The sequence below is a fragment of the Leifsonia sp. AG29 genome (assembly GCF_009765225.1).
Lineage (GTDB): Bacteria > Actinomycetota > Actinomycetes > Actinomycetales > Microbacteriaceae > Leifsonia.
In genome coordinates this window covers 3,489,594-3,506,667 of sequence record NZ_VMSF01000001.1, presented here as the reverse complement: position 1 = coordinate 3,506,667, position 17,074 = coordinate 3,489,594, and the positions used below count along the sequence as shown (strand labels likewise).

Below are 17,074 nucleotides of genomic sequence, written 5' to 3'. Positions count from 1 at the left end.
CCGGAGGCTCGGCTCAGACCGTCGCGCCGAAGCGGATGCGGCCGAGGTGCAGCATCCGGCGCTCGGCGCGGCCGTCCCAGGAATGGAACGCGATCATGTCGTGCCCGTCGGGCGCGACCGTGAGCGAGTTGTGGCCGGGGCCGTTCAATCCCGAGCCGGAGCGCAGCAGCGGGGGCGCCTCCACCTCGTGCCAGGGCCCGAGCGGACGGGCGGCCCGGGCCAGGCCGACCGCGTAGCCGGGACCGGTCCAGGCGCCTCCCGAGTAGGTGAGCCAGTACGAGCCGTCGCGGCGCACGACCGCGGGACCCTCGAGGGTGTGCCAGTCGTAGCGGGCGCCGTACATCTCGCGGTCGCGCTCGTAGAGCTGCCAGTCCGCGCTCGGAGCGAGGACGGCGACGGGAGGGCTGGCCAGCGAGAGCATGTCGTCGCCGAGGGGTGCGACGGCCAGGTGCGTGCCGGGCCGCGGATGGTCGAGCACGTCGCGGGCGTAGAAGAGGTACCAGCGGCCGTCGTCGTCGCGGAACGGGTGCGCGTCGATCGCGAACGTCTCGTCGGGCGTGAGCACCGCGCCGGCATCGCGGAACGGGCCGAACGGCGATCCGGACCGGGCGACGCGGAGATGGTGGCCCTCGATCCCGCGGCCCACCGAGTAGTACATCCAGTAGGCGCCGTCGCGCTCAGCGACCTCCGGTGCCCAGTACTGGTCGCCGAGAGCGTCCGGGAGACGCTCGAGCACCCTGCCGCGCGGCCGCCAGCTCCGCAGATCGTCCGACTCGAGCGCTTCGAAGACCCGGGGCTCCTCCCCGGCCTCCGGATCGGTGCCGTACGCGACGTAGCCGCCTCCAGCCAGGCGCAGCACGAACGGGTCGGCGAAGTACCCCTCCCAGACCGGCCCGACGATGCCGTCGACGCGGGCCCCGACCGTCATCGTCCCGCCCCGATCCGGGGCACCGGGACGCCGGCGCGCCAGGTCACCGGCACGGCATGGAGGCCGCGGTAGGCGTACGACTCGTCCCACGAGTGGAAGAGCATCCAGTCCTTGCCGCCGACGGTGATCAGCTCTTCGCCGCCGGGACCGAGGTAGCGGCCGCCCGAGCTCTTCGTCGAGAGCAGCGGCTCCTTCTGCTTCGTGTACGGCCCGGTGAGCGCCGGCGCGGTCGCCACCCCGACGGCGTACCGGTCGGTCCCGTAGTCGTTGGCCGAGTACAGGAGGGCGTACCCGCCGTCGTGGCGCGCGACCACCGGCGCCTCGACGAGGTGCCCCTCCCAGGGGAGCGTCTGCTTGACGAGCTGCGTCGCGGGCCCGGCGATCGAGAGGCCGTCCGCGCTGAGCGGCTGCGCCCAGAGCCAGGTGTCCTGGCCGCAGCAGTTGCCGTCGTTCTTCCAGATCAGGTAGCGGGAGCCGTCCCGGTCGACGAACGAGCTCGCGTCGATGGCGCCCCCGAGGTCGGTCGGGCACACCAGCGGCACCGTCGCGCCGGAGGCGAAGGGGCCGGACGGCTTCTCGCCGACCACGGCGCCGATGCACTGTTTGCCGCTCGAGGCGTCGGTCGCCGTGATGTAGAGGGCGTATCGCCCATCGGGCAGCGCCGCCGGGCCGGGCGCCCAGGTCTTCCCGGGCACGGCCCAGGCGGGAAGCTCCGGCAGCGCGTCGACCGCCGACACCGTCCAGCTGCGGAGGTCGGTCGAGGTGGCGACCTGGACGTTCCTCCCCGGCGCGTTCGTCGCGTACGCGTAGACCGTGTCGCCGACCACGATCGCGCCGGGGTCGGCGAAGTCCTGGTCGATCGCGAACGGCGCGAGCCTCGGGGAGGCGCTCGGCGAGCCCGCGGATCCCGCCCCGGCGCCGCCCGAGCAGCCTCCCAGAGCCAGCGCGAGCGCGGCGGACGTCGCCACGGCGATCGCCGCGGCCAGGCCGCGCCTCATCCCTTGACGCCGCTCGTCGCGACGCTCTCGACGATCTGCTTCTGCGCGAAGAAGAACAGGATGAGCACCGGGACCGAGGCGATGACCGCACCCGCCATGACGATGGCGAAGTGCGTCGAGTAGGCGCCCTGGAGCTGGGAGAGGCCCGGCTGGAGTGTCAGGTTCTCCGGGCTGAGGAGCACGTAGACGGGCCAGAGGAAGTCGTTCCAGTTCGCGAGGAAGCTGAGCACGGCCAGCGTCGCCAGAGCCGGGCGCGCCAGCGGGATGACGATCTGGAGGAAGATGCGGAAGTCTCCCGCTCCGTCGATCCGCGCGGCCTCCTCGATCTCGGCGGGCAGCCCGATGAAGAACTGCCGCAGGAAGAACACGCCGAACGCGCTGGCCGCACCCGGGATGGTGATCGCCCAGATGGTGTCGAGCCAGCCGAGGTTCTGCACGATCAGGTAGTTCGGGATGAGGAAGATGACGGGCGGCACCAGCAGCGTCGCGACGATGAGCCCGAAGACGATCTTCTTGCCGCGGAACTCGAGCCGGGCCAGGGCGTACGCGGCCATCGACGCGGTGACGAGGATGATCACCGTCTGCAGCGTCGCGGCGAGGAGACTGTTCAGGAACCACCGGAACACGGGCTGCTGGCCGCTCGACAGGGTCGTGTAGGCGTCCGCCGAGAACGGGTTCGGGAGGGCCGAGTACGGGTTGCGGATCGCGTCGCCGTCGGTCTTGAACGACGTCATGAGGATCCACAGCAGCGGCAGGATCACGATCAGGGCGAGCACGATGAGCGCCGCATAGAGCACGCTCCTCCGCAGGGCCGCCTGCGGCGTCGGGCGGCGGCGCGACGGGAGGCGCGTCCGCCGGGCCGTGTCGGTGTCGGGACGTGCGTCGACGGTGGTCATGAGGCGCTCTTCTCTGCGCGCTCCCGCTGGAGCCGGAAGTTCACGATGCTGATGATGGCGAGGAAGACGAAGAGCACGTAGCTCATCGCGGAGGCCGCGGCCATGTTGTTCTGCGACAGCCCCTGGTCGGCGATGTACATGATCGCCGTGCGCGTCTGGTTGCCCGGGGCGCCCTTCGTGATGATGAAGGACTGCCCGAACATGTTCGCGCTCGCGAGGATGGTGATGGTCACCACGAAGGTCATCACCTGACGCAGCCCGGGGAGGGTCACGCTCACGAACTGCCGCCAGGCTCCGGCGCCGTCGAGGGCGGCCGCCTCGTACAGGTCGGCGCTGATGCCCTTGAGCCCGGCGAGGATGATGACGGTGTTGAAGCCCATGGTCCACCAGACGGTGACGCCCACGAGCGTCACCCAGGCCCACGGCACGTCGACCGTCCAGGGGAGGTTGTCGGGCAGCCCGATCATACCCAGGATGTGGTTCACGATCCCGGACTGGGTGTCGAGGAGGTACTTCCAGATCACGCCGATGACCGCGACGCCGAGCACGTACGGCGCGAAGAACACGCCGCGGAAGAACGAGCCGGCGCGGATCCGCTGGTTGAGCAGCACCGCGACGAGGAGGGGGACGACCAGGAGGAACGGGACGCTGGCGACCGTGAAGATTCCGGTCGCGAGCATCGACTGCCAGAAGTCCCCCGACGTCGCGGAACCAGGTGTGAACAGATCGATGTAGTTCTGCAGGCCGATGAAGTCCTGCGTGCCGCGGAACGGGCTCCAGTTCGTCAGGCTGATCCACAGGCCGAAGACGGCGGGCGCGAGAACGAAGACGACGAACAGCACGAGGAACGGCGCGAGGAAGAGGTACGCCGTACCGCTGCGCCGGCGGACGCCGGGGGTCCCGGAGCGTCGCGGGCGTGGCGCCCCGGTGTCCCGGGGCGCCACGAGGGGGGCGATGTCAGTGGCCATACTTCTGCTTGTTCTGCTTCAGCAGGGTGTTGGCCTTCTGCACGGCGTCGTCGAGAGCCTGCTTGGGGCTCTTCTTGCCGGTGACCGCCTCGTTGACGGCCGTGGTGATGGTCGCCTCGACGGTGGTGATGCCGGGCGCGGTCGTCTCGTAGTGCGCGTACTGCAGCTCGTCGAGGAACGGCTTCAGGCGCGGGTACGTCTGCACCAGCTTCGGGTCCTCGCGGACCGAGTTCTTCGCGGGGAGCTCGCCGGTCTGCGGCCAGTCGGCGGAGTGATCGTTCATCCACTTGACGAACGTGGCGGCCGCGGCGGTCTTGTTCTTGTCCTGGCCCTTGTTGTTCATGAACATCCAGTGGGTCGAGCTCGACCACACCGCCTTCTGGTCGCCGATCTGCGGCACCGCGACGGCGGTCCAGTTCAGCTTGTCGAATGCGGTGTTCGTCGTCTGCCAGACGCCGTTCCAGTTGAACGCCGTCTTGCCCGCGATCAGGGCGTTGATGTTGCCGTCCTGGGCGACGTCCTTCGGGCTGTAGCCGTTCTTGATCAGGTCGGTCATCCAGGTGAGCGCCTTGACGCCGGCGTCCGAGTTGAAGGTCGCCTCGGAGACGTCCTTGTTGAAGAGGTCTCCGCCGTACTGCCAGAGGAGGGACTGGAACTCGAAGGTGCCGGTGAACACGAAGCCGTCCACCCACTCGCCCTGCACGCCGGCGGCCTTCAGCTTGTCGAGGGCGGCGGTGTACGAGGCCTTGTCGGCGGGGATGCTCGCCGGGTCGACACCCGCGGCCTTCAGAACGTCGTTGTTGACGTAGAGCCCGAGCGGCGTGACGCTCCAGGGCACCGCGTACTGGCCTCCGTTGTACTTGCCCGCGTCGAGGAGGCCCGCGGGGAAGTCGCTCGCCTTGTAGCCGAGCGCCTTGACGATGTCGTCCGCCTTGAGCACGAGCCCCTGGGCGGCGTACGTCGCGATGTCGTCGCCGTGCCCGACCGCGACATCCGGTCCCTTGCCCGCCTTGACGGCGAGGGGCATCTTCTGCGCGATGTCGGCCCACTGCATCGGGACGTCCTTCACGACGATGTTCTTGTGCTCGGAGTTGAACTTGTCGATGAGCTTCGGCACGAGGACCGGTGCCGCCCCGCCGGTCCAGCCGTTCCAGAAGCTGATCGTGACGTTCGGTCCCTTGTAGTCGCCCGAGGAGACCTCTGCTCCTGCTGAGCCGGCGCTGCTGCCGCAGGCCGTGAGCGCGAGGCCGAGGCCCACGGTCACCGCGGCTGCGATCGCACGTGCGGCGAATCGCTTCTTCATGTGATCTCTCTCCCTTGAGTGTGCTGCTGGGGGGACGCGCCGGCGGTGCCAGCACGTCTGCACGAATTTACAGCGCTGAATATTGGGTGTCAACCGTCGTAGGTTTTTCCTGCGGAGGTAAACTGTCGCTCGCCCGGCCGCACCCGAGCCGGCGAGCCGGCGGGCCCGGCCATCGGAAGGAGGGGCTCATGGCTGTCCGATTGCAGGATGTCGCAGACTACGCCGGCGTCTCGATGAAGACCGTCTCGAACGTCGTCCGCGACTACCCGCATGTCAGCCCGAAGATGCGGGAACGGGTCCAGCGCGCCATCGACGAGCTCGGCTACCGCCCGAACATCATGGGCAGGCGTCTCGCCACCGGCCGCACCGGGCTCCTGGCCCTGGCCTTCGCCGACGTCCGCATCCCGTACTTCGCCGAGCTGGCGCAGGTCGTGGCGAACGAGGCCGAGCGGCGCGGCTATCGCGTGCTGCTGGAGCAGACGGAGGGCACGCTCGAGGGAGAGCGCGCCGTCGTCTCGGCGAGCGAGTCCGGCCTCGTCGACGGCATGGTGATCCAGCCGAGCGTGATGAACTCCACCGAGCTCGCGCAGAGCCGGACGGACATCCCGATCGTCGTGCTCGGCGAGAACGCCGCACCGTTGACGCTCGACAGCGTCATGGTCGACAACGTGGAGGCTGCCCGCGTGGCGACGCGTCACGTCCTGGCCCACGGGCGGAGACGAATCGCCTTCGCCGGGCACGAGGAGACCGGGACGACCCGCACCTCCACCCTGCGGATCGCCGGCTACCAGCAGGCCCTCGAGGAGGCGGGGATCATCCCCGACCCGCACCTGCTGATCCCGAGCCTCGCGGTCACTGCGGCCAACGGGGCGCGGGCGGTGGGCGCCGCCCTGGACGCGGGGCTCCGCTTCGACGGCCTGGTGTGCCGCGACGACCTCGCTGCGATCGGTGCGCTGCGCGCCCTCGAGGAGCGCGGCTTCCGCGTGCCCGACGATGTCGTGATCACCGGCTGGGACAACACGCCCATGACCGAGGTGACCTATCCGTCGCTGACCTCGATCGCGCCCGACATGCGCGCCCTCGCCTCGCGCGCACTCGACATGCTGTTCGAGCGCATCGACGGCTACGACGGCATGGGAAGGCACGAACTCGTCCCGTTCAGCCTGGTGACCCGGGAGAGCGCGCCCGCGGTGGAGTGACTTTACAGCGCTGGAGGAATCCGTCATGCTGGAGCGATGCTCCGCGACGAACACCCGTCCCTCCTCGCCGGCGCGCAGGACGGCGCGCACCCCCGCCCCCAGCTGATCCGCGCCTCCTGGACCGAGCTCGCCGGCGAATGGGACTTCCGCTTCGACGATGACGACCTCGGCCGTGCCCAGCACTGGGAGAGCCCGGAGGCGTGGGCAGGCGCCCCGAGCGCGGCGCACGACGGCGCCGCCCGATCGGCGGTCCGAGCGATCACGGTGCCGTTCCCGTTCGAGTCCCCCGCTTCGGGCATCGGCGACACCGGCTTCCACCCGGTCGTCTGGTACCGCCGGGCTGTCGCCCGCGCCGAGCTGCCCCAGGGCGAGCGCGTGCTCCTGCACTTCGGCGCCGTCGACCACCGCTGCCACGTCTGGGTCGATGGTCGTCTCGCCGGCAGCCACGAGGGGGGCAGCACCCCCTTCACGCTCGACATCACCGAGCTCACCGGTGAGGGAGGCGCGGAGATCGTCGTCCGCGCCGAGGACGACCCCTTCGACGTCTCCCAGCCCCGCGGAAAGCAGGACTGGCGCCGCTCGCCCCACTCGATCTGGTACCACCGCACGACCGGCATCTGGCAGCCGGTCTGGCTCGAAGGCGTCGCGCCCCGCCACATCACCGGCCTGCACTGGTCCGCCGACATCCACACGGGCGTGGTGACGGCCGAACTGCGGTTCTCCCGGCGCCTGCCCGAGGGCTGCCGCGTCCGGATCGAGCTCTCGGTCGGCGACGAGGAGCTCGCCTCGGTCGAGTCCGCCGTGAGCGGGACGCGGGCCGAGGTCCTCCTCCCCCTCGCCCGGCAGCAAAACGGCCAGGCCTACGAGGAGCTGCTGTGGTCTCCCGAGCGACCCACCCTGGTCGACGCGGTGGTCGTCCTGGAGGCGCCCGGGTCCGCGCCCGACGTCGTCGGTTCCTACCTCGGGCTGCGCTCGGTCGCGGTGGACGGCGGGCGGTTCCTCCTCAACGACCGGCCCCGGTATCTGAGGTCCGTCCTCAACCAGGGCTACTGGCCCGAGTCCCATTCGGCCGCGCCGAGCGCGGAGGCGCTGCGGCGCGAGGCGGAGCTGATCCTCGAGCTCGGGTTCAACGCGACGCGGCTCCACCAGAAGTACGAGGACCCGAGGTTCCTGTTCTGGGCCGACCGGCTCGGCCTCCTGGTCTGGGCCGAGGCGCCCGCCGCCTACGCCTTCGACGCGGACGCCGTCGAGCGGACCGTGGCCGAGTGGACCGCGGTGGTCGACCGCGACCGGTCGCACCCCTCCATCGTCGCCTGGGTCCCCCTCAACGAGAGCTGGGGCGTGCAGCACATCGCCCACGACCCGCGGATGGTCTCGTACGCGAAGTCGCTCGTGCACCTCACGAAATCGCTCGACCCGACCCGGCCGGTGATCTCCAACGACGGCTGGGAGCACGTCGAGTCCGACATCCTCAGCATCCACGACTACGACGCCGACCCGGAGGCGATCCGCGAGCGCTACCGCGACCGGCGCGCGGTCCTGGACGCTCCCTTCACCTACCCGGGGCGCCGGCTCGTCGTCGACGGCTCGCAGCGGCTCGACGTGCCCATCATGCTGACCGAGTTCGGCGGGATCTCGTACCTCGAGCGCGCCGACGACGAGGCGTGGGGCTACTCGAGCGCCTCCAGCGCGGAGGAGTTCGCCGACCGGCTCGATGCGCTCCTGGAGGCGGTGCGCTCCTCCCCCGCCCTCGCCGGCTTCTGCTACACGCAGCTCGCCGACACCGGGCAGGAGACGAACGGCCTGGTCTTCGAGGACAGGCGCCCGAAGGTGCCCGCCGAGCGAATCCGCCGGGCGATCCGCGGTTACTGAGCGGGGGCTGGTCGCTCGCTGCGTCAGGACGGGCGCTCCGTCGACCCCGCCGCCTTCGCTTGCAGCCTCGGGAGGATGATCGGCGGGACTCGCCGACCCGTCCCCTCCGTTCGCCTTCACTGGCCCGCATCGCGCACGAATCTCCTCCCTTCACGACTGCCGCGAACCGCGCGGACAGCGACCGCGGCGACCGACTCCGGCGAACAGCAGCGGACCGCCACCGCGGCGAACAGCCGTCCCTCCCCCGGAATCGCGTCCCTCCCACCCCGCGCTAGGGTCGAGGGGATGCGCCAGGAGAGGACCCCGGAGGAGCGCGCCGCAGCCCGCTCGGGCTGGGCCGTCGGAATCGCGACGGCCCTCTACGGGATCTCGTTCGGCGCGCTCTCGACCGCCTCGGGACTCGACGTCTGGCAGACGTGCGTGCTCAGCCTCGTCATGTTCTCGGGCGGATCGCAGTTCGCGCTGATCGGCGTGCTCGCCTCGGGAGGCGCCTCAGCGGGAGGGACCGCCATCGCGAGCGCAGCGCTCCTGGGAATCCGCAACTCGTTCTACGCGCTCCGCCTGTCGCGGATCATCGGGCCGGGCTTCTGGAGGCGCTCGGCGGCTGTCCAGCTCACCATCGACGAGTCGACAGCGGTCGCGACCGCGCAGGCGCAGCCGCGAGCGCAGCGGATCGGCTTCTGGGTGACCGGGCTCGTCGTCTACCTCGGCTGGAACCTGATGACGCTGGCCGGGGCCCTCCTCGGCGACCTGATCGGCGATGTGAAGGCGTACGGGCTGGACGCCGCGGCGGCGGCCGCCTTCCTCGGCCTGCTGTGGCCCCGCCTCCGCGCCCGGCAGACCCAGGCCGTCGCCGTCGCGGCCGGGTTCGTCGCGACACTGCTCACCCCCTTCCTGATGCCGGGGCTGCCCGTGCTCGCCGCGGCCGTCGTCGCCATCGTCGTCGGGGTGCTCAACCTGTTCGGCCGGCGCGACGACCCGCCCCGGCCGGAGGCGATCCCGATGGAGCGCGAGGTCGAGCCGTGACCACGTGGCACATCATCCTGCTCGGCTCGATCGCGGTGCTCGGCCTGAAGGCGGCCGGCTGGCTCGTCCCTCCCAAGACGCTCGACCACCCGACGGTGGCGCGGGTCAGCGACCTGCTGACGGCGGCCCTCCTGGCGGCGCTCATCTGCGTCCAGACGCTCGGCGCCGGTCAGTCCCTCCAGCTCGACGCGCGCGTGCCCGCTGTGGCGATCGCTGCGGGCCTGTACGCCCTGCGGGTGCCGTTCATCGTGGTCGTTCCGGCGGCCGCGGCCGTGGCCGCCCTCATCCGCCTGCTCACCTGACGGGTGTCGGCGGCTTCTCGTACCGTGACGCCGTGACCGCACCCTGGCATCCCGTGGCGAACGCCCAGCCGACGGAATGGGTGCTGCGCCAGGGGTCCGGGGGCGCACCGTACGCCGTCGTCCGTCGCTTCGCGTTCGGCGATCCGAACCGTCCCGACGTGTGGTTCCGGGTCGTGACGTGGGCTCCGCAGTCCGAGGGCCGCGAGCTCATCGGCTGGTGCCGGACCCTGGAGGCGGCAGCCGCGGTCGCGTGGGACCACCGCTGTGCTGCCGAATCGTGGCGGCACCACATGGCCTCCCGCCGGTCGGACGCGGCGACGATGGCTGCGCGCCGCCCTCCGGCGGCCGAGCTCGTGCGGTTCTACCGTGCAGCCCTGAGCCGGGAGGCGGGGGCTGAGGCCGGCGCACGCTCGACGGATGCCGGCACCCCGAACCGGCGCGACGCCTCGCGCCGGAGGGTCACGACGCCCGCGCGTCCAGAGCGGCGCTGAGGTCGTCGAGCAGGGCGATGAGGAGGCGCGGCGCCTCGGGGTCGCGCGCACACAGGGCCTGGGTCAGGTCGAACAGCCGGCCGCGGTCGAGGACCGCGCGGACGTCGGGCACGATGTTGAGGTAGCGCATGACCCGCAGGTGGACGGTCTCGATCGCCTCCGCGAGGACCGTGTTGCGCTGGGAGCCAAGCACCACGACCATAAGCCGCTGGAGGTGCGCGACCGGCGAGAGCCCGTCCTCCCGCTCGAGCCGTCCGGCCAGGAGCGCGAGCTCGAGCTCGGCGTCGGGATCGGCGACGTCGGCGAAGTCGCGGAGGGCCGCGGGGTAGAGCCGTCGCAGCACGGCGACCGCGTCGGCGACCTCGCGTTCGTCGAGCGGCGCGACGAGCGTGAACCGGTTGGGCGACGTCTTGACGAGCCCGACCGAGGAGAGGCGGCTGAGGGCCTCCCGCACCGGGGTCCGCGAGACCCGAAGCCACTCGGTCAGATCGGCGTCTTTCAGGCGGGTGCCCGGAGCGAGCTCGCCGGTGATGATGTGCTGCAGCAGCACCTCGTAGACGTCGTTCCGGAGCAGCCGCCGCTCGGCGGCGAGCAGCGGATTGGCGGGCGAAAGCGCCGGCAGGTCGTCGATGATCACAGTGAACTCCCCTCCGTGCGATCGTCGGACGGCATGAAACACACTCATCTTCCGTCTGATATATTGAGCATTCTAGCAGACTGATACCCGGAGGTCCTTCGCATGCCCATGCCCACCGATCACGTCACCCGCGTGAGCCTCTCCGAGGAGGCCTACGCGCGCATCGAGGCGGCCATCATGGACGGAACGCTCGAGCCCGGCGAGCGCCTCCGCGACCCCGACCTGATCGCCTGGCTCGGCATCTCGCGCACGCCCATCCGGCACGCCCTCGACCGGCTCGCCGAGCAGGGCCTCATCGAGATGGAGCGCAACCGGTACACGCGGGTGGCCCCGTGGGATCTCGACGGGGTGATCGACGCGCTGCAGGTCGCCGGCGACCTCTGGGCGGGTGCGGCACAGCGCGGCCTGTCGAGGTGGGAGGCCGACGACGAGCTCCTCGTGCGAGAGATCGCGGACTCGCTCCGTGAGGTCGCGGCCCAGCACGACAACCGGAGGTTCGTGACGGTGCTCGAGCACCTCGTGACGAGTTACGCGAGCATCGAGGGCAACCGCGCCCGGCTGCGCGCCCTGGCCAGCGTGCTCCCCCAGGCGCGCCGTCTCGGCCGGAAGCTGCGGGGCCGACTCGACGCCGCCGCGCTCGGAGAGTTCACGTCGAGCCTCCTCGACGCCAACCGTCAGCGGGACGGCGACCGGGCGGCGCGACTGATCGAGGCGTACATCGCCCGCCTGACGACCGTGCTGCGCCCGGAATCCTGACGGGTGTCACGGACCGAAGATCCGTGCCAGCCCGGATGCCCCGACGCCCTCGCGAACCCTAGCCTGGGAGTCATCTCGGCCAGGGGGACCGATCCACGGGGGAACGGATCGGACAAAGGGGCCGGAGCGAATCTCGCTCCGGCCCCTTTGTGTTCTGCGCGCCTCAGCGCACGGGTGCTACTTGGTCAGCGGCTCCAGGGTCGGGTCGTTGGCGTAGGCCTCGGCCGCGTTCTCCTTGGTGACGATGACCGGCTTGAGCAGGTACGCCGGGACGACCTTGACGCCGTTGTTGTACGACGTTGTGTCGTTGGTGGCCGGCTTCTTGCCCTGCTGGAGGTCCTTGACCATCTGGATCGCCTGCTTCACGAGGTTGCGGGTGTCCTTGTTGATGGTCGAGTACTGCTCGCCAGCCATGATCGACTTGACCGACTCGGCCTCCGAGTCCTGGCCGGTGACGACCGGGACCGGCTTGCCGGCGCCCTTCACCGAGGTGATGATGGCGCGGGCGAGGGTGTCGTTCGGCGACAGGACGCCGTCGAGCTCGGTCGAGCCGTAGTTGGCGGCGAGCAGGTTGTCCATGCGGGTCTGCGCGTTCGCCGGCAGCCAGCCCTGGGTGGCCGTCTGCTTGATGTCGGTCTGACCCGAGACGACCTTGAGCGTGCCGTCCTTGATCTTCGGGCCGAGCACCTTCATGGCGCCGTTGAAGAAGACCGCCGAGTTGGCGTCGTCCGGCGAGCCGGAGAAGAGCTCGATGGTGAAGTTCTTCTTGCCCGGGTACTTCTTCGCCATGCCGTCGAGGAGGGCCTGGCCCTGCAGCTCGCCGACCTTCTCGTTGTCGTACGCGACGTAGTAGTCGACGTCCTTCGTGTTGAGGATGAGGCGGTCGTACGCGATGACGGTGGCACCGGCGTCGTGCGCGGCCTTCGCCTGGGCGGCGAGCTGGCCACCGTCGACGGCGCCGATGATGACGACCTTGGCGCCGTTGGTGATCATCGACTGGATCTGCGACTGCTGGTCGGCGACGGCACCGGAGGCGCCGGCGTACTGCACGTCGCCCTTGAAGCCGGCCGCCTTGAGGCCGTCGGTGAAGAGCCCACCGGCGAGCACCCAGTTCTCCGACGTCTTGGTCGGGAGGGCGACGCCGATCGTGGCGCCCTTGTCGAAGCCGGAGGCCGACGAGCCGGAGCCGGAGCCGTCACGGCTGGAGCAGCCCGACAGGGCCAGCGCGGCGGCAGCTGCGACAGCCACTGTCGCGAGTGCGATCTTGCGCATTGCGTTCTCTTTTCTGTGTGTTGGTTGGTGCAGGTGCGAGAGGGAAGAGTCAGGAGGTGAGGGCGCGCGAGCTCTCCTCCGCCGGGTCGGCGGTGGGCGAGACTTGCGGCGCGGCCGGCTCGGAGGCCGCAGCGGCCTCCGCCTCGCGGCGCTTGCCGCTGAACATCCGGCCGATGAGGGAGGGGCCGCCGCGGCGCTTCGAGTACACGTCGATGCCGACCGCGATGAGGAGCACGAGGCCCTTGATGATCTGGACCTTGTCGCTCGTGACGCCGAGCAGCTGGAGGCCGTTGTTCAGGACGGCGATGACGAGGCCACCGACGATGGAGCCGGCGACCGTGCCGATGCCGCCCGAGACGGCGGCGCCGCCGATGAAGACGGCCGCGATGGCGTCGAGCTCCCAGCCGAGGCCGTCCTGCGGACCGGAGGAGACGGAGCGCGCGACCGAGATCATGCCGGCCAGGGCGGCGAGCACCGACATGTTCATCATCACGAAGAAGTTGATGCGCTTGATCTTCACGCCCGACAGCTCGGCCGCGTGCCAGTTGCCGCCCACGGCGTAGATGTGGCGGCCGATGATGGTGTTCCGCGTGATGAACGAGTAGAGGATCACGAGGACGCCGAGGATGATGCCCGAGACCGGGAAGGAGGTGCCGACCCGGCCGCTCGCGAAGACGAACGTGGCGTAGAGCACGACGGCGTCGAGGATGACGACCTTGAAGACGCTGACCCAGAGGGGCGCCTTCTCGGAGCCCATGCGGGTCTGGTTGCGACGGGTGCGCACCTCGAGGAGCACGATCACGACCGCGATGACGAGGCCGAGGAGGAGGGTGGAGTTGTTGAACCCGGTGTCCGGGCCCCACTCGGGCAGGAAGCCGCCGCCGATGAAGGTGAAGCCGTCCGGCACGGGGATGGTGTTCGCGCTGCCGATGAGCTGGTTGAGGCCGCGGAAGATGAGCATGCCGGCGAGGGTCACGATGAAGGCGGGGACACCGACGTAGGCGACCCACCAGCCCTGCCAGGCGCCGATGAGGGCGCCGATGACGAGCCCGAGCACGATCGCGAACGGCCACGGGACGTGCCACTCGGTCATCGCCTTCGCGACGATGATGCCGACGACCGCCGCGACGGAGCCGACCGACAGATCGATGTGCCCCGCGATGATGACCATCACCATGCCGATGGCGAGGACCAGCACGTAGGCGTTCTGGTTCACCAGGTTGATGAGGTTCACCGACTCAAGCGTCTTGCCGCCCGTGAGCGCCTCGAACAGGAGCACGATGATGACGAGCGCGCCGAGGATGCCGAACTGGCGCCCGGTGGACTGGCCGCCGCCGAACATCTTGCCGAGGTCGCGGAGGCCGCCGGACTTCTTCTTCTCTTCGATCTGAGTGGTCATTATCGGGTCGCCTTCTTCTTCGCCGAGGTCATGCTTTTGAGGAGGGTCTCGGGGGTCGCCTCCGCGATGGGGAGCTCGTCGGTGATCTGGCCCTCGAAGATCGTGTAGATGCGGTCCGAGATGCCGAGGAGCTCGGGCAGCTCGGAGGAGATGACGATGACGCCCTTCCCCTGGGCGGCCAGCTGCTGGATGATCGCGTAGATCTCGTACTTCGCGCCGACGTCGATGCCGCGGGTGGGCTCGTCGAGGATCAGCACGTCGGGGTCGGTGAACATCCACTTCGCCAGCACGACCTTCTGCTGGTTGCCGCCGGACAGGGTCGCGACGCCGCGGTCCACGTCGGGGGTCTTGATGCGGAGGCTCTTGCGGTACTGCTCGGCGACCGCGTACTCCTGGCGGTCGTCGACGACGCCGCGCTTCGCGATCTTCTTGAGCTTCGCCGCGACGATGGACTGCTTGATGTCGTCGAGCAGGTTGAGCCCGAGGACCTTGCGGTCCTCGCTCACGTAGGCGAGGCCGTTGTCGATCGCCTCGGAGACGTTCCGGACCTGGATCTCGGCGCCGTCCTTGTAGATCTCGCCGGAGACCCACGTGCCGTAGGAGCGGCCGAAGACGCTCATGGCGAGCTCGGTGCGGCCGGCGCCCATGAGGCCGGCGAACCCGACGATCTCGCCGCGGCGGACGTAGAACGAGGAGTCCTTGACGACGAGGCGCTCGGGGATCTGCGGGTGCTGGACGACCCAGTTGCGGACCTCGAAGAACGGCTCGCCGATGTTCGGGGTGCGCTCCGGGAAGCGGCTCTCGAGCGTGCGCCCGACCATCCCGCGGATGATGCGGTCCTCGTCGACGCCGTCGGCCTGGACGTCCAGCGTCTCGATCGTGCGGCCGTCGCGGATGATCGTGATCCGGTCGGCGACCTTCTCGATCTCGTTGAGCTTGTGGCTGATGATGATCGAGCTGACGCCCTTGTGCTTGAGTCCGACGATGAGGTCGAGGAGGTGCGCCGACTCGGCCTCGTTGAGCGCGGCGGTGGGCTCGTCGAGGATGAGGAGCTTCACCTCCTTGTTGAGCGCCTTGGCGATCTCGACCAGCTGCTGCTTGCCGACGCCGATGTTCTTGATCTGGGTGTCCGGGTCGTCGCTGAGGCCGACGCGGGCGAGGAGCTCGACGGCCCGCCTCTTCGCCTCTCCCCAGTTGATGACGCCGCCGCGGCCGGGCTCGTTGCCGAGGAAGATGTTCTCGGTGATCGAGAGCTCGGGGATGAGCGCCAGCTCCTGGTGGATGATGACGATGCCCTGCGCCTCGCTCGAACGGATGTCCTTGAAGCGCATGATCTCGCCCTGGTAGACGATGTCACCGCTGTAGGTGCCGAACGGGTAGACACCCGAGAGCACCTTCATGAGCGTGGACTTGCCCGCTCCGTTCTCGCCGCAGATCGCGTGGATCTCGTCGGCGTGCACGGTGAGGGAGACGTCCTCCAGCGCTTTCACCCCGGGGAACTCCTTGGTGATCGCGCGCATCTCGAGGATGACTGCTTTCGACGGCATCGTCGCTCCTAGGCTCGGGCTCGGACTTGATGTGCCTAAGTAGTAAACGCTATGTCTGGCCTTGTCGTCAAATAGTGAAGACAACGGATCGATAACGGTCGTGCTGTCGGTCTCTTCAGGCGCGACGGGGCCCCAGAGTCGCGTGGCCCAGCGGTCTGCCGGCCACCCGACGCGCGCCCCGGGGAGGGACGGATCGTTCAGTCCTCGCCCGCGAGGGCTCCCTGGATGACGAGCGCGGCAGCCCCGAGCGACTCGGCGCGGTCGCCGAGCGACGACACGCTGACCCGGGTCGTGCCCGCGATGACCGGGATGGCGTTGTGCTGGATCCCGAGACGGATCGGATCCAGCAGCGTGTCGCCGAGCCCCACCAGCGGTCCGCCCACGAGGACGAGTTCGGGGTTGATGACGTTCGCGACGTTGCCGATCGCCCGGCCGATCGCCGTCCCCGCATCGCTGACGACGCGGATCACCGCGGGGTCGCGCTCGAGCCCGCGGCGGAGGACGTCGGCGGTCGTGACCGGACTGGAGGAGCCCCTCCCGAGCAGCTCGATCATCACGCTGGTCGACGCGACGGTCTCGAGGCACCCGCGGTTCCCGCACCGGCAGATGACGCCGTGCTCGGCGACGGGCGTGTGGCCGAGCTCGCCGGTGATTCCGAGATAGCCGTAATACGGCTGGCCGTTCAGGATCAGCCCGGCGCCGATGCCGGTCCCGATCTTGACGAAGATGAGGTTCCGCACCCCACGGTTCGCGCCCCAGGTCACCTCGCCGAGAGCCCCGAGATTGGCGTCGTTGCCGACGACCACCGGGAAGCGGAAGGCCTGCTCCAGCTCGCGCCGGGTGATCCCGACCCACTCCGGGAGGATCGCCCCCTGGAGGACCGTGCCGGTGCGGCGGTCGATCGGCCCGGGGATGCCGACGCCGACCGAGAGCACGGACTCGCGGTCGTGGCCGCCCTCGGCGAGCATGGCGTCGAGCAGGCCGGCGGTCTCCCGGACGGCGGTCATCACGTCGTAGCCGGGCTCGAGGGCCAACTGGCGCTCGGCGGTGACCTCGTAGCCCAGGGTCGCCAGCACGATCCGCACGTGCCTCCGGCCGAAGTCGATGCCGACCGCGACGTCCCCGGTGTCCGCGAGCTGGACGAGCAGGGCGCGCCTCCCCGACGAGGTGACCGGGGAGGTCGAGACCACGCCCTTGCCGGCCATGTCGCGCACGATGTTGGACACCGTTGCGGTGGACAGGCCGGTCCCGCGCGCGAGCTCTGCCTGGGTCGACGGGCCGTTCGCGAGGAGGAACTCGACGAGCCGCTCCTGGTTCAGGTGCCTGAGCGCGCCCTGCGACCCGGGATTGCGTGCGCCACGGGGGTGGGGCCCCGGAGTGGCGGTCATGCGATAAGAGTGATGGATCGTCGAGTTGTAGTCAAGCTGTGAACGTAACAGTGCCCTGTGAGTTCCGGTCGGCCTCCGCGGACTGGGAGGAT

General features: G+C 69.9%; 16 protein-coding genes. 6 read left to right on the top strand and 10 right to left on the bottom strand.

The window, feature by feature from the left end:
* Nucleotides 1-13: 13 nt before the first annotated feature.
* The 5 genes from FPT20_RS16955 to FPT20_RS16935 are packed head-to-tail and all read right to left on the bottom strand — an operon-like array spanning nucleotide 14 to nucleotide 5,093.
* On the bottom strand, nucleotides 14-928 hold the full coding sequence (locus tag FPT20_RS16955) for a glycoside hydrolase family 43 protein (RefSeq protein ID WP_158867461.1): 915 nt from the start codon (nucleotides 926-928) through the stop codon (nucleotides 14-16).
* Nucleotides 925-1,926: a glycoside hydrolase family 43 protein gene (locus FPT20_RS16950; protein WP_158867459.1), complete on the bottom strand. Its 1,002-nt coding sequence runs from the start codon at nucleotides 1,924-1,926 to the stop codon at nucleotides 925-927. Before FPT20_RS16950 ends, FPT20_RS16955 begins: the two co-directional genes overlap by 4 nt.
* Complete coding sequence (locus FPT20_RS16945) at nucleotides 1,923-2,822, bottom strand: carbohydrate ABC transporter permease (protein WP_158867457.1); 900 nt, start codon at nucleotides 2,820-2,822, stop codon at nucleotides 1,923-1,925. Before FPT20_RS16945 ends, FPT20_RS16950 begins: the two co-directional genes overlap by 4 nt.
* On the bottom strand, nucleotides 2,819-3,790 hold the full coding sequence (locus FPT20_RS16940; protein WP_158867455.1) for a carbohydrate ABC transporter permease: 972 nt from the start codon (nucleotides 3,788-3,790) through the stop codon (nucleotides 2,819-2,821). Before FPT20_RS16940 ends, FPT20_RS16945 begins: the two co-directional genes overlap by 4 nt.
* The gene (locus FPT20_RS16935) at nucleotides 3,780-5,093 is read right to left on the bottom strand and encodes an ABC transporter substrate-binding protein (RefSeq protein WP_158867453.1); all 1,314 of its coding nucleotides are present in this window, start codon (nucleotides 5,091-5,093) and stop codon (nucleotides 3,780-3,782) included. The genes FPT20_RS16940 and FPT20_RS16935 overlap by 11 nt, the downstream gene beginning before the upstream one ends.
* 188 nt (nucleotides 5,094-5,281) lie before the next feature.
* Between FPT20_RS16935 and FPT20_RS16930 the strand changes: the two genes are divergently transcribed.
* From FPT20_RS16930 to FPT20_RS16910, 5 genes are all read left to right on the top strand, one after another.
* A complete protein-coding gene (locus FPT20_RS16930; RefSeq protein ID WP_158867451.1) occupies nucleotides 5,282-6,292 on the top strand; it encodes a LacI family DNA-binding transcriptional regulator in 1,011 nt (336 codons plus the stop codon).
* Between the two features lie 36 nt (nucleotides 6,293-6,328).
* On the top strand, nucleotides 6,329-8,164 hold the full coding sequence (locus FPT20_RS16925) for a glycoside hydrolase family 2 protein (RefSeq protein ID WP_158867449.1): 1,836 nt from the start codon (nucleotides 6,329-6,331) through the stop codon (nucleotides 8,162-8,164).
* 285 nt (nucleotides 8,165-8,449) lie between these two features.
* Nucleotides 8,450-9,190: an AzlC family ABC transporter permease gene (locus FPT20_RS16920; protein WP_158867447.1), complete on the top strand. Its 741-nt coding sequence runs from the start codon at nucleotides 8,450-8,452 to the stop codon at nucleotides 9,188-9,190.
* Nucleotides 9,187-9,492, top strand: coding sequence for an AzlD domain-containing protein (locus tag FPT20_RS16915; RefSeq protein WP_158867445.1), 306 nt, complete (start codon nucleotides 9,187-9,189; stop codon nucleotides 9,490-9,492). Before FPT20_RS16920 ends, FPT20_RS16915 begins: the two co-directional genes overlap by 4 nt.
* A 32-nt stretch (nucleotides 9,493-9,524) precedes the next feature.
* Nucleotides 9,525-9,983 (top strand): hypothetical protein, encoded by a 459-nt coding sequence (locus FPT20_RS16910; RefSeq protein WP_158867443.1) that lies wholly within the window; start codon nucleotides 9,525-9,527, stop codon nucleotides 9,981-9,983.
* Here FPT20_RS16910 and FPT20_RS16905 read toward each other — a convergent pair.
* Entirely contained in the window at nucleotides 9,952-10,620 is a 669-nt protein-coding gene (locus FPT20_RS16905; RefSeq protein WP_199245886.1) for a GntR family transcriptional regulator, read from the bottom strand. The two genes, FPT20_RS16910 and FPT20_RS16905, sit on opposite strands and share 32 nt — an antisense overlap.
* A 102-nt stretch (nucleotides 10,621-10,722) precedes the next feature.
* Here FPT20_RS16905 and FPT20_RS16900 point away from each other — a divergent pair, with 102 nt between their 5' ends.
* The gene (locus tag FPT20_RS16900) at nucleotides 10,723-11,376 is read left to right on the top strand and encodes a GntR family transcriptional regulator (RefSeq protein ID WP_158867439.1); all 654 of its coding nucleotides are present in this window, start codon (nucleotides 10,723-10,725) and stop codon (nucleotides 11,374-11,376) included.
* Between the two features lie 177 nt (nucleotides 11,377-11,553).
* On the opposite strand, the gene FPT20_RS16895 is transcribed toward FPT20_RS16900, so the two are convergent.
* From FPT20_RS16895 to FPT20_RS16880, 4 genes are all read right to left on the bottom strand, one after another.
* Complete coding sequence (locus FPT20_RS16895; RefSeq protein WP_158867437.1) at nucleotides 11,554-12,648, bottom strand: substrate-binding domain-containing protein; 1,095 nt, start codon at nucleotides 12,646-12,648, stop codon at nucleotides 11,554-11,556.
* A 49-nt stretch (nucleotides 12,649-12,697) separates the two neighbouring features.
* The gene (gene mmsB, locus FPT20_RS16890; protein ID WP_158867435.1) at nucleotides 12,698-14,047 is read right to left on the bottom strand and encodes a multiple monosaccharide ABC transporter permease; all 1,350 of its coding nucleotides are present in this window, start codon (nucleotides 14,045-14,047) and stop codon (nucleotides 12,698-12,700) included.
* Entirely contained in the window at nucleotides 14,047-15,594 is a 1,548-nt protein-coding gene (mmsA, locus tag FPT20_RS16885) for a multiple monosaccharide ABC transporter ATP-binding protein (RefSeq protein ID WP_158867433.1), read from the bottom strand. Before mmsA ends, mmsB begins: the two co-directional genes overlap by 1 nt.
* A gap of 197 nt (nucleotides 15,595-15,791) precedes the next feature.
* Nucleotides 15,792-16,982: an ROK family transcriptional regulator gene (locus FPT20_RS16880; RefSeq protein ID WP_158867431.1), complete on the bottom strand. Its 1,191-nt coding sequence runs from the start codon at nucleotides 16,980-16,982 to the stop codon at nucleotides 15,792-15,794.
* Nucleotides 16,983-17,074: the final 92 nt, after the last annotated feature.